This is a genomic window from Spirillospora sp. CA-142024, from assembly GCF_050942325.1.
Taxonomy (GTDB): Bacteria; Actinomycetota; Actinomycetes; order Streptosporangiales; family Streptosporangiaceae; genus Spirillospora.
On the sequence record NZ_CP192077.1, the window covers coordinates 5,697,744 to 5,719,720 of the forward strand.

General features: G+C 68.7%; 21 protein-coding genes and 1 pseudogene. 12 read left to right on the forward strand and 10 right to left on the reverse strand.

All coding sequences use genetic code 11. The features are described 5' to 3' along the window. Positions 1-13: 13 nt before the first annotated feature. Entirely contained in the window at positions 14-370 is a 357-nt protein-coding gene (locus tag ACQPZP_RS27305) for a nuclear transport factor 2 family protein (protein WP_433472575.1), read from the forward strand. A 388-nt stretch (positions 371-758) separates the two neighbouring features. Here ACQPZP_RS27305 and ACQPZP_RS27310 read toward each other — a convergent pair whose 3' ends face one another. From ACQPZP_RS27310 to ACQPZP_RS27335, 6 genes are all read right to left on the reverse strand, one after another. Continuing rightward, positions 759-1,247, reverse strand: a complete 489-nt coding sequence (locus tag ACQPZP_RS27310; RefSeq protein WP_433472576.1) for an SDR family NAD(P)-dependent oxidoreductase — start codon at positions 1,245-1,247, stop codon at positions 759-761. A 19-nt stretch (positions 1,248-1,266) separates the two neighbouring features. Then, complete coding sequence (locus ACQPZP_RS27315; RefSeq protein ID WP_433472577.1) at positions 1,267-2,073, reverse strand: alpha/beta fold hydrolase; 807 nt, start codon at positions 2,071-2,073, stop codon at positions 1,267-1,269. A 42-nt stretch (positions 2,074-2,115) separates the two neighbouring features. Next, complete coding sequence (locus ACQPZP_RS27320) at positions 2,116-2,424, reverse strand: hypothetical protein (RefSeq protein ID WP_433472578.1); 309 nt, start codon at positions 2,422-2,424, stop codon at positions 2,116-2,118. A gap of 491 nt (positions 2,425-2,915) precedes the next feature. Continuing rightward, positions 2,916-4,403 (reverse strand): amino acid permease, encoded by a 1,488-nt coding sequence (locus ACQPZP_RS27325; RefSeq protein ID WP_433472579.1) that lies wholly within the window; start codon positions 4,401-4,403, stop codon positions 2,916-2,918. 30 nt (positions 4,404-4,433) lie between these two features. After that, positions 4,434-4,655 carry a hypothetical protein gene (locus tag ACQPZP_RS27330; RefSeq protein ID WP_433472580.1) on the reverse strand — a complete coding sequence of 74 codons (222 nt, stop codon included), beginning with the start codon at positions 4,653-4,655 and terminating at the stop codon, positions 4,434-4,436. Positions 4,656-4,685: 30 nt separating this feature from the next. Then, positions 4,686-4,835 carry a hypothetical protein gene (locus ACQPZP_RS27335; RefSeq protein ID WP_433472581.1) on the reverse strand — a complete coding sequence of 50 codons (150 nt, stop codon included), beginning with the start codon at positions 4,833-4,835 and terminating at the stop codon, positions 4,686-4,688. 116 nt (positions 4,836-4,951) lie between these two features. Between ACQPZP_RS27335 and ACQPZP_RS27340 the strand changes: the two genes are divergently transcribed. Then, the gene (locus ACQPZP_RS27340) at positions 4,952-6,556 is read left to right on the forward strand and encodes a PucR family transcriptional regulator (RefSeq protein ID WP_433472582.1); all 1,605 of its coding nucleotides are present in this window, start codon (positions 4,952-4,954) and stop codon (positions 6,554-6,556) included. A gap of 172 nt (positions 6,557-6,728) precedes the next feature. Here the strand turns inward: ACQPZP_RS27340 and ACQPZP_RS27345 are convergent, their stop codons facing one another. After that, positions 6,729-7,310, reverse strand: coding sequence for a TetR/AcrR family transcriptional regulator (locus tag ACQPZP_RS27345; protein ID WP_433472583.1), 582 nt, complete (start codon positions 7,308-7,310; stop codon positions 6,729-6,731). Positions 7,311-7,389: 79 nt separating this feature from the next. Between ACQPZP_RS27345 and ACQPZP_RS27350 the strand changes: the two genes are divergently transcribed. The 5 genes from ACQPZP_RS27350 (at position 7,390) to ACQPZP_RS27370 (ending at position 11,924) form a co-directional block, all read left to right on the forward strand. Then, positions 7,390-8,418, forward strand: a complete 1,029-nt coding sequence (locus ACQPZP_RS27350; RefSeq protein WP_433472584.1) for a hypothetical protein — start codon at positions 7,390-7,392, stop codon at positions 8,416-8,418. Positions 8,419-8,768: 350 nt separating this feature from the next. Next, positions 8,769-9,809 carry a DivIVA domain-containing protein gene (locus ACQPZP_RS27355; RefSeq protein ID WP_433472585.1) on the forward strand — a complete coding sequence of 347 codons (1,041 nt, stop codon included), beginning with the start codon at positions 8,769-8,771 and terminating at the stop codon, positions 9,807-9,809. Continuing rightward, positions 9,796-10,212: a hypothetical protein gene (locus ACQPZP_RS27360; protein ID WP_433472586.1), complete on the forward strand. Its 417-nt coding sequence runs from the start codon at positions 9,796-9,798 to the stop codon at positions 10,210-10,212. Before ACQPZP_RS27355 ends, ACQPZP_RS27360 begins: the two co-directional genes overlap by 14 nt. Before the next feature lie 3 nt (positions 10,213-10,215). Next, positions 10,216-10,677, forward strand: coding sequence for a hypothetical protein (locus tag ACQPZP_RS27365; RefSeq protein WP_433472587.1), 462 nt, complete (start codon positions 10,216-10,218; stop codon positions 10,675-10,677). Positions 10,678-10,682: 5 nt separating this feature from the next. Beyond that, positions 10,683-11,924: a hypothetical protein gene (locus ACQPZP_RS27370; protein ID WP_433472588.1), complete on the forward strand. Its 1,242-nt coding sequence runs from the start codon at positions 10,683-10,685 to the stop codon at positions 11,922-11,924. 306 nt (positions 11,925-12,230) lie between these two features. On the opposite strand, the gene ACQPZP_RS27375 is transcribed toward ACQPZP_RS27370, so the two are convergent. Next, positions 12,231-12,608 carry a nuclear transport factor 2 family protein gene (locus ACQPZP_RS27375; RefSeq protein WP_433472589.1) on the reverse strand — a complete coding sequence of 126 codons (378 nt, stop codon included), beginning with the start codon at positions 12,606-12,608 and terminating at the stop codon, positions 12,231-12,233. Between the two features lie 952 nt (positions 12,609-13,560). Between ACQPZP_RS27375 and ACQPZP_RS27380 the strand changes: the two are divergent. The 3 genes and pseudogenes from ACQPZP_RS27380 to ACQPZP_RS27390 all read left to right on the forward strand — a co-directional run. Continuing rightward, a pseudogene (locus ACQPZP_RS27380) lies at positions 13,561-14,217 on the forward strand (AAA family ATPase); the annotation flags it as partial. Between the two features lie 356 nt (positions 14,218-14,573). Next, a complete protein-coding gene (locus ACQPZP_RS27385) occupies positions 14,574-15,857 on the forward strand; it encodes an ankyrin repeat domain-containing protein (RefSeq protein WP_433472590.1) in 1,284 nt (427 codons plus the stop codon). 197 nt (positions 15,858-16,054) lie between these two features. Beyond that, positions 16,055-16,960: a hypothetical protein gene (locus tag ACQPZP_RS27390; RefSeq protein WP_433472591.1), complete on the forward strand. Its 906-nt coding sequence runs from the start codon at positions 16,055-16,057 to the stop codon at positions 16,958-16,960. Positions 16,961-17,001: 41 nt separating this feature from the next. Here the strand turns inward: ACQPZP_RS27390 and ACQPZP_RS27395 are convergent, their stop codons facing one another. Next, positions 17,002-18,444 (reverse strand): amidase, encoded by a 1,443-nt coding sequence (locus tag ACQPZP_RS27395; RefSeq protein ID WP_433472592.1) that lies wholly within the window; start codon positions 18,442-18,444, stop codon positions 17,002-17,004. A 620-nt stretch (positions 18,445-19,064) separates the two neighbouring features. On the opposite strand from ACQPZP_RS27395, the gene ACQPZP_RS27400 reads away from it, so the two are divergent. Next, a complete protein-coding gene (locus ACQPZP_RS27400) occupies positions 19,065-19,226 on the forward strand; it encodes a hypothetical protein (protein ID WP_433472593.1) in 162 nt (53 codons plus the stop codon). 146 nt (positions 19,227-19,372) lie between these two features. After that, a complete protein-coding gene (locus ACQPZP_RS27405; RefSeq protein ID WP_433472594.1) occupies positions 19,373-20,923 on the forward strand; it encodes a serine/threonine-protein kinase in 1,551 nt (516 codons plus the stop codon). An 81-nt stretch (positions 20,924-21,004) separates the two neighbouring features. Here the strand turns inward: ACQPZP_RS27405 and ACQPZP_RS27410 are convergent, their stop codons facing one another. Next, the gene (locus ACQPZP_RS27410; protein ID WP_433472595.1) at positions 21,005-21,631 is read right to left on the reverse strand and encodes a hypothetical protein; all 627 of its coding nucleotides are present in this window, start codon (positions 21,629-21,631) and stop codon (positions 21,005-21,007) included. Positions 21,632-21,977 lie beyond the last annotated feature (346 nt).

Below are 21,977 nucleotides of genomic sequence, written 5' to 3' on the forward strand. Positions count from 1 at the left end.
GGGAGACACACCCATGAGCGACACCCTTGACATCGTCCACACCTATTTCGCCGCATGGAACGACCTCGACCGCGGCCACCGCAGCACCACCATTGAGACGCTCTTCACCGAGGACGCCACAGTCGTCGACCCCGACTGGACGGCCGAAGGCCGCGATGCCATCGCAGCCGCCATCGGCCAGGCACGCGAGGAGAAACTCGGAAACCTCGTCCTCACGGTGATCAAGGTGATCAGTGCCCATCATGATCACGCGCTGTTCTCCTGGCATCTCCTCCAGCCCGACACCACCTCCACCCCCCTGGCCACCGGTTACGGAGTCGTGAGCGTGGAGAACGGAAGAATCAAGCGCGCCTACGACTTCTTTGGCTGAACACAGCCCGCGGTAGTCCGATCGACCGCGGATCGTTGAGGTTTCGGTCGGCAGGCCGCGTGGCCTGCCGACACTGCTCACCTGCGGGACGTTGTCTCTCATGATCGGCGCCCTGTGGTGGTGGCGACTCGTCAAGGCGCGCAAGGCCTTCTTCGCCTCGGCGTGGACAGTGGCAGGTGCGGGCTTGGCGTGGCGGGTTCTCGGCGTCATGTCGACCAGTGCACGACGTGGTCGATACAGGTCGGCGAAGTAAAGGGGAGGCGGCGGATCTCGTTGGTCGACAGCGGGATAAGCCCACGAGTGCCGGCTGCGGATCCCCCCTTTCAGCCTCGCGGTCGAACCCGGCCTCGTTCTTCGCCGCCTGGAAGACGGTGCGCGAGTCGGCGTTTTACCGCTGTGCCGCACCCGCGGCCACGCCGTTGCGCGAGCTGGTCCGGGTCGCGGGCGCGCGTCGGGCGATCGAGGAGTGGTCTGGTGAGCAGGTCGTCGTTGCGGGTGGCGGGAACGAACGGGATCTGCCGGTCGGCAGCCAGGCGCGGAAGGTCGGATTCTGTCCGTAGGTCTCGTCCCCGGTCACGCCCGCCCACTCGGTGGGCAGGTAGAGCTCTCGGTCGCTCACAGCATCGGCAGCGGCCACATCGTCTTCCACGGTCGCGTCGCAGGTGACGAACAGCGCTTCACCGCCGCCGGCCCGGACCTCCGTGACGAGGTGTTCGCCGAGTTCGGTGCGCCTCCCGGCCGCGACGACCGCCGCTCCCTCCGCCGCAACGCGCCGCGCCACCGCGGCGCCGATCCCTGAGGTGGCGCCGATGACCAGCACGACCTTGCCGACCAGACAAGCCCGCTCCGGTGTCTCACGCTGCATCAGCACGGCCACAATGAGGGCACATGCCGGCTCAAAAGAGATCGGGCGTCGTCGGCGTCACATCATCGAGAAACGCGCTCACCATAGGCACCAGTACCGCTGACTCCCCAAAGATGCCAACGTGCGTCGTCGGCAGAATCACCAAGCGCGCGGCTGGAACCCCTGCCCACGACATTGCCGCAGTCGCATCGGCGCCGCCGCGCAGCTTGAACATCGCCAGCGTGTGCTCCGGCTTCACGTCATCCATATCACCGGCGATGACCAGCGTCTTCGCAGCGATCGAGCGCATCTCCGAGTCGCTGATGTACTGGTCATCGTTGCCGAAGACCCTCATCTTCTCGAGGTAGGCCTCCAACGCCGTGGCGTCCGGCGTGTGCGCCAAGAACGCCTTCTCGACGGACGTACCGGCCCACCATGGGGTGCCTGAATCCTCGGCGCCCTCCACCACCCACGGATACCAGCCGTCCCTGCGGTAGGCGGCCGACAGCGTTACCAGCTTGTTGACCAGTGTCGGGTGCCGGAGCGCGAGCTGTAGCGCGACCCCGCCGCCTTGCGAGTAGCCCATCACGTCCGCACGCTCGACCTTCAACGCGCGCAGCAACGCCGCGGCATCGTCGGCGAAATGCGGGTAGGACAGCTCGCGCGAGGTGTCCGGTGTGCGGCCGTGCCCCTGCTGATCGAAGACGATCACGGTGCGCGTGCCCGCGAAGGCCGACACCCATTGCCCCATCGAGTCGGCGGCCATGTACGCGCCAGGGATGAGCAGCAAAGGAGCCGTTTCCGAGGTGCCGAGCTCTCCATACACCTCGTGATAGAGACTCAGACCGTTGATCGGCACGTGACCACTGCGCGAAGGCTTCAACGCTCCCCCAGTCTCAACTCAGTCATACGGCCACCTGGTGGCCGACCCGGCGAAGCACGCCGACGGCTTCCTCTGGCCGGCCGGGACGAGCACGAGGTCTCCGTCGTGGCTCGCGGCGGTCCAGACCGGGAGCTCGCCGGCGGCGAGCGGCGCGACGATGGCGCTGAGCATCCCCGTCACTTCCGGGTCGTGCGCGTCATCGCCGTTCCACAGCCCTGCCCAGCCGTCCTCGGCCGCGTCGTCGCGCCGCATCGCCGCGCCTCCGTCCGGACCGAGCACGAGCGCGAGCAGGCCGGATTCGGGGGCGACTGCGCGGACGTCGGACACCCGCTCGAGAACGAAGCGGCCCTCCAGCACACGAAGGTTCTGAGTTCGGCCAGCCGGCACCGAACTCATGCGCCGCGCGGGCGGCGTACCCCCTACCGAGGGGAACCGTCACGATGGGACCAACTTGAACTCTCGGCAGTTTCCATGGAGATCCACTGCAGGTATGCGGGATTCTCCCGGAACCGGTAATGCGACGCAAGGATGCCATCGGCATGGTCGTCAATGCCACAAGCCGGTCCTCGACGAGCTGGCGCGTGAGCTCGGCACTCCCTGATACCACCCTCACAGGCAGCTGAATAGCGACGCCGCAGGCTTGTCCACCGGGTTCCGTTCACAAGAAGCCGGTGCCTCATCGTGTGGAGCGCCTCTACTACCTGCCCCCTGCGGGAGCGGATCGCTGAAGGCGAGGGGCGGGGATCGGCCTGTCGCGACCCGGCGCCTGGGCCGGGTCGCGGCCGAATCCGCGTTGACGGCGTTGAAGGTCAGTACACCTAGTGGTCCCGGCTCGGCCCTTCAGGGGCATCGTCCTCGGTGGATACCGGCCGGCCGGCGAGCACCGACTTGCGGCGGCCGTAGGCGAAGTAGACCATCGCCCCGAGGGCGAACCAGACGCCGAAGCGCACCCAGGTCATCGGGTCGAGGAAGGTGATCAGCCAGAGGGAGAAGACGATTCCGACGATCGGCACGACCGGCATCCCCGGGCAGCGGAAGCTGCGCGGCAGGTCGGGGCGGCGGTAGCGCAGTACGATCACCGCGACGCAGACCAGCGCGAACGCCAGCAGGATGCCGATGTTGGTGAGCTCGGCCGCCTCGGCGATCGGCAGGAACCCGGCGATACCGGCCGACGCGATGCCCAGCACCCAGGTCATGCGGGTGGGCACCTGCCGCTTCGCGTGGGTCTTGGAGAACCACGGGGGAAGCAGGCCGTCTCGGCTCATCGAGTAGCCGACCCGGGACGCGCCCATCAGGAAGGTGAACAGGACGGTCATGATGCCGAGGATCGCGCCGACCGCGATCACCGCCCCGACGGCCTCCAGCCCGACCGACTCGAACGCGCTGGAGAACGCACTCTCCGCGTTGATGTCCTTGTAGTTCACCATCCCGGTGAGGACCAGACAGGCCACTACGTACAGGACCATCGAGATGGCCAGCGAGTACATGATCGCCTTCGGCATGTGCTTCTGCGCGTCCTTCGACTCCTCGGCGGCGGTGCTCATCGCGTCGTAGCCGAAAACCGCGAAGAAGACCGTCGCGGCACCCGAGAAGGCGCCGGTCACCCCGAACGGGAAGAAGGGCTCGTAGTTACCGGTCTTGATGTGGAAGGCACCCACCACGATCACCAGGGCCACGACCGCGACCTTGAGGTAGACCAGCGCCGTCTCGAACCGCGCGGCGTTCCGCATCCCCAGGTTGAGGACGTAGGCGACGAGCAGGCACAGCAGCATGGCGAACAGGTTCACCTTGTAGCTGCCGGCCGCCACGCCCGCGGGTTCGGTCCCGGGCGCGCCCATCATCCAGGCGGGGAGCCCGATGTCGAGGTATCCGAGCAGATCGTTGAAGTAGCCGGATATGCCGATGGCCACGACGGCCACGATCGCGGTGTACTCCAGCAGCAGGTCCCAGCCGATCGCCCAGCCGATCGGCTCGCCCAGCACCGCGTAGCCGTAGGTGTACGCGGAACCCGCCTTCGGGATCAGCCCGGCGAACTCCGCGTAGGAGAACGCCGCCGCCGCGCTGGCGATGCCGGCGATGATGAACGACAGCAGGACCGCGGGCCCCGCCTTCCCGTTCGCGACCGCCCCGGCCAGCGAGAAGATCCCCGCGCCGATGATGCCGCCGACGCCGATGGCGGTGAGCTGGCGCAGGCCGAGCTCGCGCCTCAGCCCCGTCCCGCCGGACTCCGGCTCCTCGATCTGGTCGATCGGCTTTCGCCGGAAGAATGACGAGCTGGTCCCGGGCTTGCGCGTTGTTGTGGCCATGACTCTCCCAGATGATTTGGGGCGGGTCTCTCAGGGGACATGGACGCGGGCGTCCTCGCGGGCCCGCTCCCGGACGTCGTGGACGAAGCCGCCCGGCGAGCAGCGCGTGGACGTGGCCGTCCACAAATCGGGCGGCGCGTGGCTCGAAGCAGCGTTCAACGTCTCGCGCCACGGCCCCGCCAGCAGGTCGGCCGGGCGCACGTCCACCACGGTGGCGCCGCCCAGCACCACCCGGTGCTTGTGCGGTTGCACAACATCGACCTGGACGCTGCGGCCCATCCGCTACCCGCCGCCGATCGTCGACGCCGGCTCGGCGGGCGGCTTGGCCGGCCTCGTCGGCTCCATCTCAAGCTGGTGGCGATCGGCGCTGCCCGGGGCGTAATCCCTGACGAGCTCGTTGGCAGGTACCGGAACCTCGGTCACCACATCCACGAGGTGCTCCATTGCAGTCACATACTGTTGGGGTGAAACCCTAGGAATGGTGGTCCCACCGTGGGTCGTTGAGCCGGCCACTGTTGGACGGCCCTCATTGTTCGATCGGACAATCCATGGACCGGAACGGCGTCGGACTGCGTCAGCTCCTGATCGCCCTGGGCGAGCCCCTCGCCGAGCTGCTCGCCGCGCCGGGCGGGCTGGACGTCGAGGTGAGCGACATAGTGATCCTCGACCCTGACGACGAACCGGCGTCCTACGACGGCCGTCTCGTGCTGATCATCGGCGCCCGGGGCCGGGCGGCGATCCGCCTCATCCGAGACGCCGCCCTCCGCGGAGCCTCGGCCGCCGCGGTCAAGGTGACGGCCGGGGACGACCTCGACGGCCTCCGCGACGCCGCCGACGACACCGGCATCGCCGTCCTCGGCGTCCGGGCCGACGCCCGGTGGGACCAACTCGACGCCCTGGCCAGAAGCGTCGTGGCGGACGCCAGGCGCATGCCCGAGGCCGAGGAGGCAGGCGACCTCTTCGCCCTCGCCCAGACGGTCGCCGCGCTCACCGGCGGCATCGTCAGCATCGAGGACAGCACCAGCCGGGTGCTGGCCTACTCCCGCTCGGACGACGAGGCCGACGAGCTGCGCCGCCTCTCGATCCTCGGCTGGCAGGGCCCCGCCGACTTCCTGGCCCTCCTGCGCGAATGGGGCGTCTTCGAGCGCCTCGCCGCCGGCGACGATGTGGTCCGTGTCGACGAACGCCCCGAACTGGGCATCCGCCGCCGCCTGGCGATCGGCGTGCGCGCCGACGCGGAACTCATGGGCACCATCTGGGTCCAGGAGGGCAAGAACAAGCTCACCGAACGCTCCGAATCGGCCCTCCTCGGAGCCGCGCGCGTCGCCGCGCTCCATCTCGTCCGCCGCCGCACCGGTACCACCCCCGGCCTGCGCCTCCAGGAGAACCTCCTGACCGGCGCGCTGGAGAATCGGATCGACACCGACTCCCTGGCGAGCAATATCGGCGCCAGCCCGAACCGGCCCGCCGCGATCGCCGCCTTCAGCCCGTCCGACCCGCCCGACCAGCCGTCCCGTGAGCTGCGCAGCGCGGCGCTCACCAACCTGATCTCCGTGCATGCCGCCGCCTACCGCCGCAGCGCGCTGGCCACCACCATCGGCAAGCGCGTGTACGTCCTCCTGCCCGACCTCCCGGATCACTCCGCCGGCGCGACCGCCCTCGGCCTGGCTCAGGAAGTGGTCGCGGCCGCCGGCAAGAGCCTGGCCCTCACCGTCCGCGCCGCCATCGGATCCGTCGTGACGACCCTTGCCGACATCGGCGAATCCAAGACCGAGGCCGACCGCGTTCTCGACGTCATGGCCCACGACGAGACCCTGGGCGTCGCCACCATCGCCGACGTCCGCGCCAAGGTCCTGATCAGTGAGACCCTGGCCCTCCTGGAACACAGCCCCCGCCTCCGCGATCCCCGCGTCACCGCATTGGTGGCCCACGACGCCGACCACCGCTCCGACCTGGTCCCCTCCCTCCTCGCCTACCTGGACCACCTGGGCGACGTCCGGACGGCCGCCCTCCGCCTCCGCGTCCACCCCAACACCCTCCGCCACAGGCTGAAGCGTGCGGCGTCCCTATCCGGTCTGGACTTCAACGACCCCCACCAGCGCCTCTTCACCCACCTTCAGCTCCTCCTGGAGACTCACGGCGATGGCCCCTAGTACCTCGGAGGTCGCGGCTTGACGCGGTAGAGGACTCCAGCACCGTCCGGCGCTCGGTACCGAGGCCGTTCGCCGAGCGTCAATCACTCCGTGCAACGGCTCGGCGGCAGATGAATGGCCATTGCGGCCGGCGGCCGGCGGCCGCCGAGTCGCCGAGTCGCCGAGTCGCCGATCAGGTAAGGCGATCGAGGTGGCGTGACATCACGGCGGTCATGAGCTCCGGGCCGTACAGATCGGGGCGCGTGGAGGCGTGGACGGCGAGCCCGTCGAGCAATGCGTGCAGCCTCTCGGTCTCCAGATCGACGTCCTCGCGGGCGGCCTCCGGGCCGAGAAGGTCTTCGACGAGCCGCAGACATCCCGCCCGGAGCTGGGCGCGGCCCCGTTCGCGCAGAGCGCGCAGATCCGGGTCCACCAGGGCGCGGGCGGTGAAGGCGAGCCAGACCTCGTTCTCCGCCCGGCGCTCGGCGTCCATCGGCAGCAGTTCGGCCAGCACCAGCTCGGCGCGCCGACGCGGGTCGGCCTGCGGGGCGAGCGCGGCGATGCGGCTCTCGATCCGCTCGATCACCATGCCGAGCGCGAAGGCGAGCAGCTCGTCCTGCGTGCCGAAGTAGTGCCGCAACGACCCCATCGACAGGCCGGCCTCGCGCGCCACGTTCCGCACCGACGCCCGCTCCAGCCCATCCCGCAGTATCACCCGCCAGACGGCCTCGGCCAGCTCGCGCCGCCGCTCCACAGGGTCCACGACTCTCGGCATGGACCTTTTATAGCACAGTCGTGTTACTATCCGACTCTTACTAGCACAGCCGTACTATTACCACTCGGTGGAGGAAGCCATGCCGGTGACACGACGACCATCGCTCCGGAACGCCCGCCGCCCCGTCGTGCGGCCCATGCGCGAACGCGCCGTCCAGCTCACTCTCCTCGGCTGGCTGCTCGCCAACGTCGTTGTCCTAGCGGTGGGCGGCGGTACTCTCCCGTTCGACTGGCCGGGCACGGCAGTCGCCGGGCAACTCGTCGAGTTCGCCGCGCGGGCGTTGGAGGCCCTGCTGATCATCGCGCTCGCCTACGCGCTGACCCGTCGGCGCGCCATCCCCGACCTCGCCGAACGCGCCCCGGCCGACCGCGCCCGAGCGACGCGCGAGACGCTCCTCCTGCTGGCCTACGGCGCGGCCGGGCTCCTCGGCGGCCACCTCCTGGCCCGCACGTTCGGCTGGCACCCCTTCGGGTTCCACCTCGCCGGATCGGTCGTCGGAACGCACGAGCACGTGACACCGGCCGAGGCCGTCACCTGGGCCTGCTACAACCTGCTGGTCTACGCGACCGTGCCCCTTGTGTACTTCCGCCGCCGCTACTCCGCCACGGCCCTGAACCTGACCTCCACCGACCGGCGCGCAGACGCAAAACTGATCGGCGTCGTGCTCCTGGTCGAGTCGGCGGTGCAGTTCACCGCGCTGCGACCGGCGATCGTCGACATGACCGGCTCACAGTTGCTGTTCGGCGCGCCGCTCACATTCGTGCTCTTCCTCGCGGGAGCGGTATTGCCGGCGATGGTCTTCATCTACTGCATCCTGGTGCCGCGTTACCTGCGCCTGACCGGCTCGGTCGCGACGACCACCGTTCTGGGGGGGCTCACCTACGCGGCAATGCATTTCTGGGACGCCTGGATGGTCTTCTCCTCACCCCGTGACACACTGCTCTCCCTCATCTTCCTGCTTCTGCTGTACGTGCCGCCAGGAATGGTGAAGACGAACCTGACCCTTCGCACCGGAAATGCCTGGGTGCATGTCTGGGCCTACCACGCATTGGTGCCGCACACCCTCATCGACACCCCGCACATCACCCACGTCTTCGGAATCAAGTGATCCGAGGGCGCGACCTGTTCAACGTGCGGGACCAAGCACGCATGTTCCGCGAGAGCACTGATCCTGTCACCACAGACCCGCGCGTCTACCGAAACGCCGACCACCTTCGAAAGGCACGAACCACCGCTCCCCCATATGTGCCCCCGTTACTCCCGCCCGGAGCGGGAAGCAACACACGGTAGAGGCCACTGGTTCAATCATCACTACGCGGCGCATCAGCGGCGGCGTCCGCCCGCAGCGCGGCGGTCCCCGAGCAGCACATGGCCCACCACGGCCAACCTTCATCGTCCGCCCAAGTCAGCGGGCAGGATGTGGGGGCAGGGAACACCTGGAGACCGTTGGAGCCGCCCATGCCGCTCACATCGGCGGACGTCCTGAACATGCGGTTCAGCACCACCCGCCTCAGGCCCGGATACGACGAGGAGGAGGTCGACGCATTCCTCGACGTGGTCGCGGCCGAACTCGACCGCCTGACCCAGGAGAACGAGGAACTGAGGGCGAAACTCGCTCACGCACTCCGTGGCGCGGTACCGAAGTTGGCCGCGCAGATCGTCGAGGACCGCAGGCCGCCGGCGGGCGGGACGGAGGCGACGTATTCTCCGCGCCCGCTTCTCCCCGAGACCGGCTCCTGGAGGTCCGCTGAACCCGAGTCCGAGTCACCGGGGTCTTACGACCCGTCGCCGAGGGACCCCGCCACCCGTCCGGTACGTGAGCATCGGGGTTCGGACACGGCCGGCCTTCCCCGGGTCGCACCCGGCCCTCTTCCGCTCCCGCTTTTCGATCCCCCGGCGCCAGACTGGTCCCGGCGGCCGGGGCGGGCGGCCGAGCCCCGCGAGATTCGGCCGCCCGCGGAGTCGGTGGAGTACCACGACGACGGCGAGGTCACGGTGTTCAGCTTCGACGAGACCGAGCGCCTCCTCTTCGACCGCGCCGACGACGGGCAGATCCTCAACTGGACCACCGCGCTCAGTCCCAGCGCCGCCGGGGCACTGGCTCTGGAGCTGGTCGGAGCGGGTGACGTGGGAGAAGCCAGCATCTGTGTGGACGGCGAGACGGGCGGCATCAGCCCGGGGCTGATCGCCTCACTCATCCGCGCCCATCCTCCCGCCTTCGACAGCTCGTGCGAGTTCTTCCGTATCGACTTCGACGACAAGAGCATCGCCTACCAGAGCTTCCCCCGCGAGGACGGTCCTCGGGTCGGCTTCCTCGGCATCGCCGCCGAGCGCCTGCCCCTCACCCTCGTCGCATCGCTGATCATCCGGACGGGTACCCGCCAGGTGGTCGGCGCCACGCTCGACGTCGGCGAGAACCGGCTGCTCGACAGGCTTGACATGCTGCTGACCGCCCCTGCGTCGAGATCGGTGGAAGGAGGCGGCGATGGGCGCCCGTGACCGCAAGTGCTACGACCGCGGAACGTCGCTGCCCGGAGGGCTGACGGTCGAGTCCGCCGTCGAGTCGGATGCCGGGAACTGCACGGTGAACTCGGCGCAGCAGGCCCGGCACAGGGTCGTCGTGCGCAACCGAACCCTCTTCCGCTTCTCGGTCGACGTGTCGGCGACCTGTGAGACGTCCGGGCTCAAGTACGCGTCCGGGGACATCCACTGGCAGGAGACGATCCGGGTCGCGGTCCGGCGCCCCAGCGGACGGGCCGGTGAGCGCGCCAGGGAGACCGCCCTCTCCTGCGTCGGCTCGGCCTCGGACGAGTCGATCAGGGTCGACGTGTCCTGCTCTCCCATCGGGCACTCCGGCGAGTGCCGCACCTCCCTGCACCTCCAGGTGGACACGACCGGCTGAACCATGGAGACGTTCGGCCTGATGATGCCCTTCGCGGCGGCCATCCTGCTCTACCTGACCTCGCCGTACCTCGCCCTCCAGGCCAAGCGCATCCTCGTCGGCCAGATCGCGGAGAGCCGGGTGCGCACCCGTTCGCCCACCGACCCCGCGGACACCCCGTACTACCTCGCCGAGCCGGCGATCGAGGACTACGTCGAGTACGCCGCCGACTTCGTGCAGATCGCCTCCGCCGCGCTGCTGCCGATCGTCGGCGCGGTCTTCTCGCTCTCCCAGGGCGTCGACCCGATGTTCCCCCTCGGGTTCCTCACCGTCGTCGCCGTGTGCTCGATCGGGCTCGTCGCCTGGGTCGCGAGCCAGGACGCGGCCGTGTACGTCTCACGCAAGTGGTTCGGCTACTCGGTCGTTTCCGCGGTCGGCATGATGACGAACGCCATCGGCCTCGTCATGGTCGCCGCACTGGCGTGAACGACGTGCCTACGCCCGATTCGCGGGGCGACGTGGGGGTGGCCGGGTCGCGGGGCGGTGCCACGAGCCTGGCGGTCGGCCTGCTCCGGCGAACGATCAGGCGACCGGACCTGCTCTGGCACCTCGCCGCGGACCCGGCATCGCTCCGCGAGGTCTTCACGGACGTTTCGCGCCGTCACCTCCAGGTTCTGCTGGCCACCGGAACCCCGGAGGAGAGGGTGGTCACCGAGAGCGGCCACGCGCTCGACGAGCACGTCCGGCGACACCGGACAGGCGAACGGCGCGGCGGCGGCCCGCTCTCCGGGGTGCTTGCCGTCGCGCAGCTCTTGGCTCCTGGCGTGCTGCTGACTTGCATACTCCTGCCGCATGCCGTCACGTCGCCGAACCGGTGGGCCTGGCCCGCGGGCGCCCTGACCGTTGCGCCCGTCCTGCTCTGGCTCGGGAGTCGCTGGGGATGCGCGGAGGCCCCGCGCCCCTCGGCGGCTCTGCTGACGGGTGGGACGTCCGCCGTTGCGTTGACCGTCCTGGTCCTCGCCGGAGAACTCCTGCTCCTCGGCTACCTGCTTCTCGGAATCTGGGGGACGGCGCGTCCGCTGATGATGACGCTGCGCCGCGGCTCGCGGCGGGAGGCCCGGCGGCTCGGCGCGCGCACACCGCTGTCCGCGGTGCTGGAGGCGCTGGCCCGTCCGCAGCCCGGACGGTTCGGGATATCGCTCTGGTGCGTCTGCGACGGCGGCTACACGCCGGGGTGCCCGGCATCGTCCAGCCGATGGCGGGCGCACCTTGATCGGCTCACGGACGCGCGGGACACGGCCGTCGCCCGCTGGGAGGACAGGCTCCTCTCAGACATCGTTCTACCGTTCGTCAGCGACCGGTCCGGCTTCGACGGCGGCCCGGCGCCCGACGACGCCGCGATCTGGCCGACGATCATGGATCCCACGGAGTTCTGCACCCGGCTGCGTCCTCTGCTCACCCACTCGGAAAGGGAAGAGGCGGTCATCCGCGTCTCCGCGCTCGGCGAGCACGCCGCCGAGCGCGCTGGTGCGGGTGTGGCGATCGCTGTGGCGAACGGGTTTCCCGGTCTGTTCGGCGCCGCCGACGTCTACCTGAGGTTCGACCTCTCCATCGGATCGGCCACCCTGATCCCGCTTCCTACCGGCGACGGTGAGGCCGAACGCTACGTCGTGGTCCGTCCGGCCGAGGCGTTCGCCGAAGCCCTCGGCCCCGGAGACCCAGTCGGCGAGTGACGTGTGGGCGTCGCCGAAAACTACGACCAAGCGTTCCACACGGTGCTGCGGCACCGTGTGGCGCTCGAATATTGAGTCACGTGGTCTGACCTGTGGCTATGCGGCGTGGTGATATTCGCTGATCAAGCCTGTGATGAGACGTTGTCGGCGGATGCAGCATAGGTCGATGGGGTTCGGCCGCGGCCCGGATCGCGATCGTGAATCAGAAACCGCGGCGTGTCGATGCGCGTGAGCTGCGCGGTGCGGAACTGCCGCCACGTCGGGCCGGCCCGCCGGGGAGCGGGATCCAGTGCAGGTCGGTTGCGGCTAGTGCCCGTCGGGCTGGTCTGGGGTGAACGGCCACTCCTCGAACCCGACGCAGCGGCCGTCGGTGTCGAAACGCAGGATCCATAGGTCGCGCCAGCGCGCCGGGTCGTCGCCCAGGTAGTCGACCTCGATCCGCACCACCGCCGTGTCGCCTTCGACGGCCACGACCTCGCTCATGATCGTGAACGGCTCGTCGGGGCCGTCGCGCTCGGCGTCCCACCACGGGCCGAGCCGGGACAGGCCCACGATCGGGTGTGCCCACGGCGACGGCAGGTACGACACGTCCGGCGAGAACAACTCGGCGAGCGGCTCGGTGCCGGGCGTGCGCCACGCCCGCTCGTACCCCGCGACCCACCTTTCGACGGTATTTGTGTCCATGCCCGCCATGCTGCCAGTGAGCCGATGCAATAGGCGTCACCAACGCCAGGCTCCAACCTGCGGCCTCGTCTCCGCCAGGCACGACAGTTGCCACATCAGCGCGCTAGGCGGCAGAGGGGCACGGATGTTGTCACCGGTTGAGGCACCCGGTCGACCTCCTGATGAACCGACCTCCGATAGGGGGCGGACAACAACACCGTGTTCGCATCTCGTCTCACCACAACCGGTGACTGTGACGCCTACCCCGTTTCGGCGCAGCGAGCCGCCGGTCCGGCATGCCGGCGGCCAACTCAAGCGCTCACCCGCCAACTGAAGTGCTCAGTCACAGCCGAACGTCCAGGGCACGGATCCTGGGGGACATCCATCGCTGGGGAGAGTGAAAGCTATAGCTGGCCTGCGCAATCGATCCGGCCGCGACGTCGTTCTCTCCAAGCGCCAGGTTCTGCAGCCGTATGGACCAGGGTGCTGGTCGGCGCGGGCCCGCAGTGCTCCTTGCCGCGCCGCGAGGAGGCCATTGAAAATCGGGAACGGGCCTCCTCATGGCACCATTGCGGTGATGTCTGAGGAGGCTCGTTGCATCGTCTGGTCGTGTCACTGACCTCCCCCGGGGCGTATCGGACGGTGCTGGAGGCGCTGTTGGCGCCGCTGCCGCCTTCACCGCCCGGGCGGCACATCCTGATCGAGCCGGGCTCGTACCCGAACACGGGGTTCAAGAGTTCGGGTGACTTCGTCCTGACGGCCGTGGAGGGGCCGGGTTCGGTCACGCTGGACGGCCGTACCGTCGCCACGATCGAGGTCACCGGTCAGGTGGTGCTTCAGGGGCTCATCGTCCGGAACTGGAGTGACGACGGCTTGGCTCTGGAGGTCGCGGAAGGCACCGTCCTGGCGGAGCAGTGCGAGTTCACGACCAAGAACGACCTCGCCGTACGGGCGTCGGGGGGCGCCCATCTCACCCTGCGGGACTGCGAGGTGCAGGACGGTCGCCCGGCTGTACGGCGAACTGCTCACCGCGCTGGGCGTGCTGGCCCAGGGGCAGGTCGTCGAGGCGGCACGGGTGGATCTGGTCGGGCAGTACATCGGGCACACCGCGCAAAAGACCGCGGATGTGTTCGAGCGGGCCCGCGGCGGGGTGCTGTTCATCGACGAGGCCTACACCCTGTCCCGCCAAGCCGCAACGGGCAACGACTTCGGGCAGGAGGCCATCGACACCCTGGTCAAGCTGATGGAGGACCACCGCGACGAGATCATCGTCATCGCGGCCGGATACACCGCCGAGATGGAGGGGTTCCTGGCCACCAACCCCGGCCTTGCCTCCCGGTTCGCCCGCACCCTGAACTTCCAGCCCTACCCGGTTGAGGGCCTGGTCTCGATCTTCCTGGGCAAGGCCAAGGCCGCCGACTACCGCGTCCCCGAACCCACCCAACAGGCCCTGGCCACCTATCTGGAGGCCAACCGCGACGAGTTCCGGGTCGGCAACGGACGCGAAGTCGACAAACTCTTCCGCGCCGCCGTCACCGCACACGCACGCCGCACCGAACAACTCGCCAACACAGGCACCGAACTCACCACCGAACAACTCGCCACACTCACGCCCGAAGACATCACCTAGAACGCTGGCCACTAACGCTGATGCGCTATTTCTTGATTGATTGACCGTGGCGGGCTGTAGGTGTTTCGCATTCCGTCGCATTTATCGTCGGTTGAGTCGGAAGCATGGCAGCACGGCGGGTGACGTGCACCGCCGCTCCCCCAGGCGTGCTCCCGCTGCTCCCGCCCGGAACGGTCAGCGGCGGGAGCACTCACAATTGCCGACACGGTAGAGGCCACTGGTTCAATCCCAGTATCGCCCACCACACAAGCCCAGGTCAGGCCACAAACGCCGACCTGGGCTTCCTCATTTTGACGCGTTGGGGCCAGTCGTGCACCGGTATCGGGGTGGACCGGCTTGGTGCAGACTCCACGATCATGGACCTTGACGAGCTGCTGTGCTGCCTGGCCGAAGCCGATTCGGGACGGCTGCGCCCCGAACTCTGCGGCGGGCGCTACGCCGCGGTCATGTACGACCCGGAGGGGGATCAGGAGGAAGCCGGTGAGGAGGACGAGGACCTGGCCGGTGTCCGTGTGCTCGGCGAGGCCTCCTCCGTGTACGGGGCCCTTGATCTGCTGGTGCACGCGGCCGCAGGCCCCTTCGACACCGGCGTGATCGAGGACCTCCTGGCCGAGCACGCCGATGCGGAGGACGACTTTCCCGTGCTGGGCGAGATCCAGGCGCGGGAACGGCGGATATTCGCGCTGATCGCGCTCAGCCGCATCGCGCTCATGGACGTGCTGACCGAGGACCATTGGAATGATCCCTACCTGGGTGCCGCTCCCCGGCGCTTTGCGGCGGCCGGCTTCGTGTTTCTGACCAGGGCCTCTTCGCCACATCAAGATGAGGCATACGCCGTCCTGGAACTCCGTCCGACCGGTGCGCTCTCACCCGCCGACCGCTCCCTGCTGGAGGCGAACGATCCGGCGGCCGTCCAAGCCGCCATCGCCGGCGGCGCGAGCGTCAACGCGCTCGATGACCGCGGCATGTCCCCGCTGCACCATGCGGTCGCGCGGCGCCGCCCGGACGTTGTGGCGGCACTGCTCGCCGCCGGGGCCGACCCGGCCCTGCAGGCCGCGGGCGGCAACGCCCCGCACTTCGCCGCCCTCGGCAGCGGCCGGACCGTCGAGCCCATCGCCGACCACATCGAACACGACGACCACTGGCGAATCCTCCGCATGCTGGTCGAAGCGGGAGCGCCGGTGAACGCGCCCAACCGGCGCGCCACGCGCCTGCTGGACCTGGCGATCAGGACCCGCCCCTACCCGCAGGAGGCGATCCGCATTCTGACCGAGCACGGCGCCCACACCATGCAGTACGCGGAACACCGCCTCGCCACGCTCTTGCGGGATCTGCCCTATGAGTCAAGGGAGGACTTGGAGATCCGGGTGAACGAAGTGAGATTCCGGCTCGAGTCCGGCGCGAGCACCCAAGGCGCCCTGCACGCCTTGTTCGACCGCTACGGGTACTACGAGCACGAGGTGGATAGCGACATCCTCCTCGCCCTGGTGGAGGAGATCCTGCACCAGCGCGCGGACGACACCCCGGACTGGAGAGGCCGTACCGCCTTGGATCTGGCCGAGTACTGGCTCGCCAAAGGCGAACATCCCAACTACCAACCGGTCGTCGAGCGCCTCCGCGCCTTCCACTCCCAACGCTGACCTGACCAAGCACCAGAGCTGGAGGGGATCTTCGGCAAGTGCGGCAGGCTCCGCGGGGCGGACGGTGGCGCCGAACCGTCACTGAGTTGAGCGAGCGCCAGGGGCGTAAGTCGAGGGGGGAGGGTGTCGGCAGGTACACCCGCATCCGGTGCTCAAGCCCATGGGGCGGGCGCAGGGCGCGGCCTAGCGTCAGCGGCATGAAGCCCACGGATCGTAGTGGCCGCGGCCGCCACGCCAAGCTGGTCGGTGCCGGGATCGCTCTCACCGCGGTTCCCGCCGCGATCTACTATGCGGCCGCCGGATACGCGGGCGTCGGCCCTGACTATCTCGGGCTGGGACTCGGCCCCGGCCCGCATCCTTACATGCACGCCGGCTCCGAGGCGTCGGCCTCCTTGGACATGCTGCGGGCGGCTCGATCGGTCGCCGCCGCCCACGGCAGCCGGTTCGACCGGCGCGTCATGGTGACCGGATTCTCCCAGGGTGGTGCTGCCGCGATGGCCCTGGGCCGCGAGTTGCAGCGCGGCGCGGATCCTTACCTGCGGCTGGGCGCGCTCGCGCCGGTCAGCGGCCCCTACGACCTGCGGCACGCGCAGATCCCCGCGTCACTCACCAGCCGCACCACACTCGCACCGAAGGCCTCGGTGTTCTACCTCGCCTACATCACGGTGTCCTGGGGCCGCCTGTACGACCTCTATGACTCCCCGTCCAAGGTGTTCGAGTCCCCATACGACAAGTTCGTGGAAGGTCTGTTCGACGGCACCAAGGACCAGGACACCCAGATCATGCCGCAACTGCCGAACACCCCCATCGAACTGCTCACACCCCGGTACCGGAGGTGGCTGCTGCACCCATCCGGGCCGCTGCTGCGGGCCATACGATCCTCGGACGGCACCTGCGACTGGAGGCCTCGGGTCCCGGTCCGGCTGTTCGCCGGGTCCGGAGACGAACAGGTCGCCCACACCAACACGCTCAGCTGTATGCAGGCCCTGCGTGCACACGGCGCCGAACCACAATTCGTCGACTACGGCCCCGGCACGGCGCACATGGACTCGCTCACCCGAGGCGTACCCGACACACTCAACTGGTTCCAGAGTCTCAAGTAACCCGCAGACCCGGGGGATCAGACGGTCGCGGGCAGTTCGCGCTAGAACTCCTTCGGGTACCGGCCGTACCAGGGGCTGTGGTCCTCAACGGCCTTTGCGGCGTTGAGCACATCCACGTCCGCGAATCGGCGGCCGACGATCTGCATTCCGACGGGCATCTTGCCGGCGAACCCGGCGGGCACGCTGACCACCGGGTGGCCGGTGAAATTGAACGGGTAGGTCATGCACCATCCGATGGTGCGCTCGGTCGGCACACCATTGACCGAGGCGGGGCCCAGCGTGTTGCCGTCGGTGGTGTTGGTCACCGAAACAGTCGTAAGCGTGGGACAGACGATGTAGTCGTAACCCTGGGCGAAGACGGCCTCGACCGCATCATTGACGGCGATCTCCAGGAACTCCCCGTGCTTGTACTCCATGACACTCGTCTTCGCAGCACGCTCGAGCATCCTGCGGAACTCCGGGTTCAGCTTGCCGACGTGTGGCTCCTTCATCAGGTCCACGGGAATTCCGTAGTGCAGGAACAGGTCCCGGGCGAAGCCGTACAGTGCGCTCTGCAGCATCACCCATAGGTCGCTGAGCATCGCCTGGGTGACCGGTTCGTGTGTCCCCGACAGCAGATCCGTGGCGGTCAGCTTGTCCATACCGATCGGAATCTCGCTCACCTTGGCCCCTGCCGCGGACAGTGCGGCCACCCCGTCCCGGACGGCCTTCACCACCTGGCTCTCGACCGGAAAGATGTCCAGATTCGGGCTGAACGCGACGCGCTTACCGTTGAGTCTGCCACTGAGTTTCTTAAGGCTCCGCAGGTAGGCGGGCCGGTCTTGGATGCTGAACTTGTCCCCGGGATGGAATCCGCCCATCACCTCCATGCTGAGGGCCGCGTCCTCCACCGTCCGGCAGATCGGGCCCGGGTGCAGCATCGGGTTGTACGGCAGTGGCGGGGCGTCCTGGGGAATGCGCCCGAAGGTGGCCTTGAACCCGACGGTGTTGGTGAACGCCGCGGGGATGCGAACGCTGCCTCCGGCGTCCGAGCCCTGGGTGAGGGCGGTCAGGAAACCGGCCACGGCGGCTGCGCTGCCGCCACTGCTGCCACCGGCGTTCTTGGTGAGGTCGAACGGCGTGCTGGTGGGTCCGAAGGCGTAATTGTCCGTGGTGCCCTCATGCCCGAATTCCGGAGTGTTGGTCTTGCCCATCGGGTTGATCCCCGCGTCCAGTACGCGCTGGATGTAGATGGAGTTGGACGGCGGGCGGAAGCCCATTTCCTTGAACACCACCGACCCGAAGGTGTTCGGGGCGTCCTTCCAGAAATCGAAGAGGTCCTTGATGAGGTAGGGCAGTCCCTCCATCGGGCGGGCGGTGCCGTTCATGTACCGTCGTTCCGCGTCCCGCGCCCGGGCCAGCACCAATTCCTCGGGGTGGCGATAGACAACGGCGTTCACCTTGGGGTTCAGCCGGTCGATCCGCGCCAGGTACGCCTTGGCCACCTCGACCGGGGAGGCCCGTCTGGACCGCATGACGCGGAGCAGGTCGGAGGCGGACAGGAAGCACAACTCCTCACCGCCCGGGGTGGTGCGGCGCGCGTCCCACGTGCCGATGGCGTTGGCGATCTCTTGCGGCGACGGGTCGGAGAGCGCCCGGTTCGCCGTGGTCGCTCCCGCCGGGGAGTCCAGTGCGGGGAAGGCCGTCGCTGCCGCAGCGAGGGTGGCCCCTCCTGCCATCACCCGTCGTCTGGAGATCTCCATATCAGTGTTTCCCCGTCTCCCCCGTGAGTCGCTCTCGCCACTCATGCACCTTGATTACCTCTTTGTCTCAGACAAGATTCTGGAGCCGCACCTTGCACGTCAACCCCTCCAACGGAATCCACTCAAGGTGAAACTCCTGGTCAACAAGTCGGCCCGCAGGCAGGTCACCGTCAGCCACGCGATGTCCTGACCTCGGACGTCGGCCATCCCGGGCAGCCTGGGCCCCAGCCCGGCGCGCAGCACCTGCGGGCACCTGCGCGGTGCCGGGGTTGAACTTCTCATAGGCCAAACCCGTACTCGGGAGCGCAAGGACCCTACAAACAAGATCCCTGAATAGGGATCTCCCATGAAAGGAGGTCTCCATGAACAAGGAGCTGTACGGCCAGATCGAGGGGACGGACATCAAGCCCCAGGAGGTCGACGAGGTGGAAGAGGCCGGCAAGGATCCGTACTCCTACATCCAGCTCCGCAAGTCGGGCCTCACGCACAAGCAGGCTAAGCGCTCGACGATGAAGAAGGGCTGACGAAGCAGTGGCATGCGGGCGGACCTGTGGGGCCGCTCGCATCCCATCTGTCCCGCCGAACGACGTCGACCGTCTTAGTTCCGCGGTGACCGCGGACTTGCTCCCCCACGACCGCCGCTGACACCCGTCACAGGACAACCGAATTGATGACCCCGCAGAACCCTCTGGGCTGGTCCGCCGCCGGCGCCAGCGTGCGCCCGCTCGAATCAGGCGACCCCGCGTCCGTCGGCACGCACCGGCTCCTCAACCGGCTCGGCGAGGGCGGCATGGGTGTCGTCTACCTTGGGCTGGCTCCCTCCGGGCGAAAGGTCGCCGTCAAGGTGATCCGCCGCGATCTGGCCCGCGACCCGGCGTTCCGCACGCGGTTCGACGCCGAGATAGCCAGCGCCCGGCGTGTCGCGTCCTTCTGCACGGCACGGGTGCTCGACCACGGCGTGGCCGACGGGCTTCCTTACATGGTCACCGAGTACATCGACGGGCCGTCTCTCACCGACTACATCAAGGCGCACGGCCGCTTCCCGCCCGGCGCGCTGCGCAGCCTCGCGGTGGGCGTGGCGACCGCCCTGACCGCGATCCACGCCGTCCGGCTGGTGCACCGCGACCTCAAGCCGCGCAACGTGCTGCTCGCGGCCGACGGGCCCCGCGTGATCGACTTCGGCATCGCGCGCGCCCTGGACTCCGAGGACCACCACACCCAGCGGGGCGCCGTCATCGGCAGCCCCGGATACGTCGCTCCAGAGCAGGCGTTCGAGGGACAGGTCAGCACCGCCGGCGACGTTTTCGCATGGGGAACGCTCGTCGCGTACGCGGCGAGCGGGCGCAACCCATTCGGCTTCGGGACGCTGCCCGTTCTCGCCGCCCGCGCGCAACAGGCCAGGTACGACCTGTCGGCCGTGCCGCAGGGCCTCCTGCCGATGGTCCAGGCCGCCCTCCACCCAGACCCGGCTCGGCGGCCGACCGCCGAGGCCCTGCTCGTCCAGCTCCTGGGCGAGCAGGCTCCGGACGAGACCGCCATCGACCTGATCCACAACGAGTGGCGCCCCGGACCGAGCCCATCAGAGGCCGCTCCGCCGGTCCCGTCCGGCGCCGTACCTCCACCCTCTCCGGAAGGCACGCCGCCCGGCGGGCCGTCGGGGGCGGTTCCGCCGCGTTCGTCAAGGCGCCGGAGGTGGGCCATGGCCGGTGTCGCGGCCGGGGTGACCGCGCTGGTCTTGCTGGGGACGACGGGCGCGGCGTTCTATACACTCAGCCGCGGTACAGACAACGACCGGCCCTCCGGGCCGGTCGTGGCGGCTTCGTCGCCGACCGGCACACCGAGTCCCCAGTCAAGTTCGCCGACACCCAGCACGTCGCCCAGCAGGTCGCCGAGCAGGTCGCCCAACCCACCCAAGAGCACCGACAAGCCCAGCACGAAGCCCACGGTCACGGTCACGCGCCCCACCAAGCAATGGCGCGAGATCGGTGGTCTGGACCGCCTGTCGCCCTACTGCGCGGAGCTCGGGTACAAGGAGACGTCCCTGTACACCGAAGGGGGCCGCAAGTGGTGGTGTGAGGACTCCGGGGGCGACCTGCACCCCATCGTTCTGCAAGAGTCCTGCCAGTGGCACTACCCGCGCTTCGACAAGCTCCGCGTCAGACAGCGTCCCGACCCCGGTCCCTTCTACGAGGTCCATTGGGTCTGCGAGGCCCTGGTCTGAACGTGACGGCGGTCAAGACAGAGCCCGACCACCGGACGGACCCTCAGGCGCAGGCCCGCTCGTCGCATGACCCTGTGCCGCTCACTTCTCCCCCTCGATGACGCGTACCTGGGCCCGGACCTGGCAGCCGTCCGGCAGGACGGAGAACTCCGGATAATGGTCGTCGCCGAGTTCGAGACCGCGCAGTCGGCCCCGGCACGTGTCGTCGGCGCGAACGATCTGCACCTGGTAGGCGTCGCCGTCGTCTCCGAATTCGTAGCCGATACCGGTGGACTGGATGCTCCAGCGGCCGTTCTCGTCAATGTCCTCCGGGCCGTAGTCGGCCAGGTAGAACCTTCGGCGTTCCACGGCGTAGATGAAGATGCGCAGATCGGCGTCGCCGAGATTGCGGACGGTACCCTCGACCGTGAAATCGCGGTCTTCATCGATCAGATCGCCGTCGGCCGGGCGGGTCAGTTCGACCGCCGTCACCTGCCCGTGGCCAGGTGCCTTCACGGCAGGTGGCCTCCACGTGGGCAGCAGGGTCTCGGGTGCGAGCGGGGGAGCGCTCGTCGGTGTCGATGTCGGTGCGTGTTCGGCCAACCCCTCCAGGGACGGGGAGGAGGGTTTCGCGGACGGGACGCGGGCCGTGGCCTGGGGCCCCTCGGCATGGCGGCCCGGCATTGCCCAGAGCATCGAGGCGACGCCAATGGTGGTCACCACGCTCATGACGATGAGCGATCCTCGTTCGAGCGGCCTGGAGTGTTTCGACGGAGGCCGGGCATATCTTGCCATTCGGGAGAGGCGCCCTCTGCGGCCGTGGCGGCCCGGCGGGCGCGCGCGCATCAATCCCTCTCCCCGGCCGAACGAGACCACGACCGCATGTGTTCCAGCGGCTCTTCAACCGCGATGTCATACTCCACGTTGAACTCCTTGTCGTCCGGAGTGATTTCCGTCCTCGCTTATGCCGAAATACCTATGGTCACCCGGCACGGTACGGCCTTGCGCGAGGGACCGGTCCCGCAGCGGACCCACCACGGGCCCGGTTGAACGCCATCACCTGTCGGCCGTACGC

What these genes read in the sequence shown, in the direction of transcription:
- ACQPZP_RS27305 (WP_433472575.1), top strand. Translation starts at nt 14, where the DNA reads ATGAGCGACACCCTTGACATCGTCCACACCTATTTCGCCGCATGGAAC.
- ACQPZP_RS27325 (WP_433472579.1), bottom strand. Translation starts at nt 4,403, where the DNA reads ATGGCCACAACAACGCGCAAGCCCGGGACCAGCTCGTCATTCTTCCGG.
- ACQPZP_RS27340 (WP_433472582.1), top strand. Translation starts at nt 4,952, where the DNA reads ATGGACCGGAACGGCGTCGGACTGCGTCAGCTCCTGATCGCCCTGGGC.
- ACQPZP_RS27345 (WP_433472583.1), bottom strand. Translation starts at nt 7,310, where the DNA reads ATGCCGAGAGTCGTGGACCCTGTGGAGCGGCGGCGCGAGCTGGCCGAG.
- ACQPZP_RS27350 (WP_433472584.1), top strand. Translation starts at nt 7,390, where the DNA reads ATGCCGGTGACACGACGACCATCGCTCCGGAACGCCCGCCGCCCCGTC.
- ACQPZP_RS27355 (WP_433472585.1), top strand. Translation starts at nt 8,769, where the DNA reads ATGCCGCTCACATCGGCGGACGTCCTGAACATGCGGTTCAGCACCACC.
- ACQPZP_RS27360 (WP_433472586.1), top strand. Translation starts at nt 9,796, where the DNA reads ATGGGCGCCCGTGACCGCAAGTGCTACGACCGCGGAACGTCGCTGCCC.
- ACQPZP_RS27365 (WP_433472587.1), top strand. Translation starts at nt 10,216, where the DNA reads ATGGAGACGTTCGGCCTGATGATGCCCTTCGCGGCGGCCATCCTGCTC.
- ACQPZP_RS27375 (WP_433472589.1), bottom strand. Translation starts at nt 12,608, where the DNA reads ATGGACACAAATACCGTCGAAAGGTGGGTCGCGGGGTACGAGCGGGCG.
- ACQPZP_RS27385 (WP_433472590.1), top strand. Translation starts at nt 14,574, where the DNA reads ATGGACCTTGACGAGCTGCTGTGCTGCCTGGCCGAAGCCGATTCGGGA.
- ACQPZP_RS27390 (WP_433472591.1), top strand. Translation starts at nt 16,055, where the DNA reads ATGAAGCCCACGGATCGTAGTGGCCGCGGCCGCCACGCCAAGCTGGTC.
- ACQPZP_RS27400 (WP_433472593.1), top strand. Translation starts at nt 19,065, where the DNA reads ATGAACAAGGAGCTGTACGGCCAGATCGAGGGGACGGACATCAAGCCC.
- ACQPZP_RS27405 (WP_433472594.1), top strand. Translation starts at nt 19,373, where the DNA reads ATGACCCCGCAGAACCCTCTGGGCTGGTCCGCCGCCGGCGCCAGCGTG.
- ACQPZP_RS27410 (WP_433472595.1), bottom strand. Translation starts at nt 21,631, where the DNA reads ATGAGCGTGGTGACCACCATTGGCGTCGCCTCGATGCTCTGGGCAATG.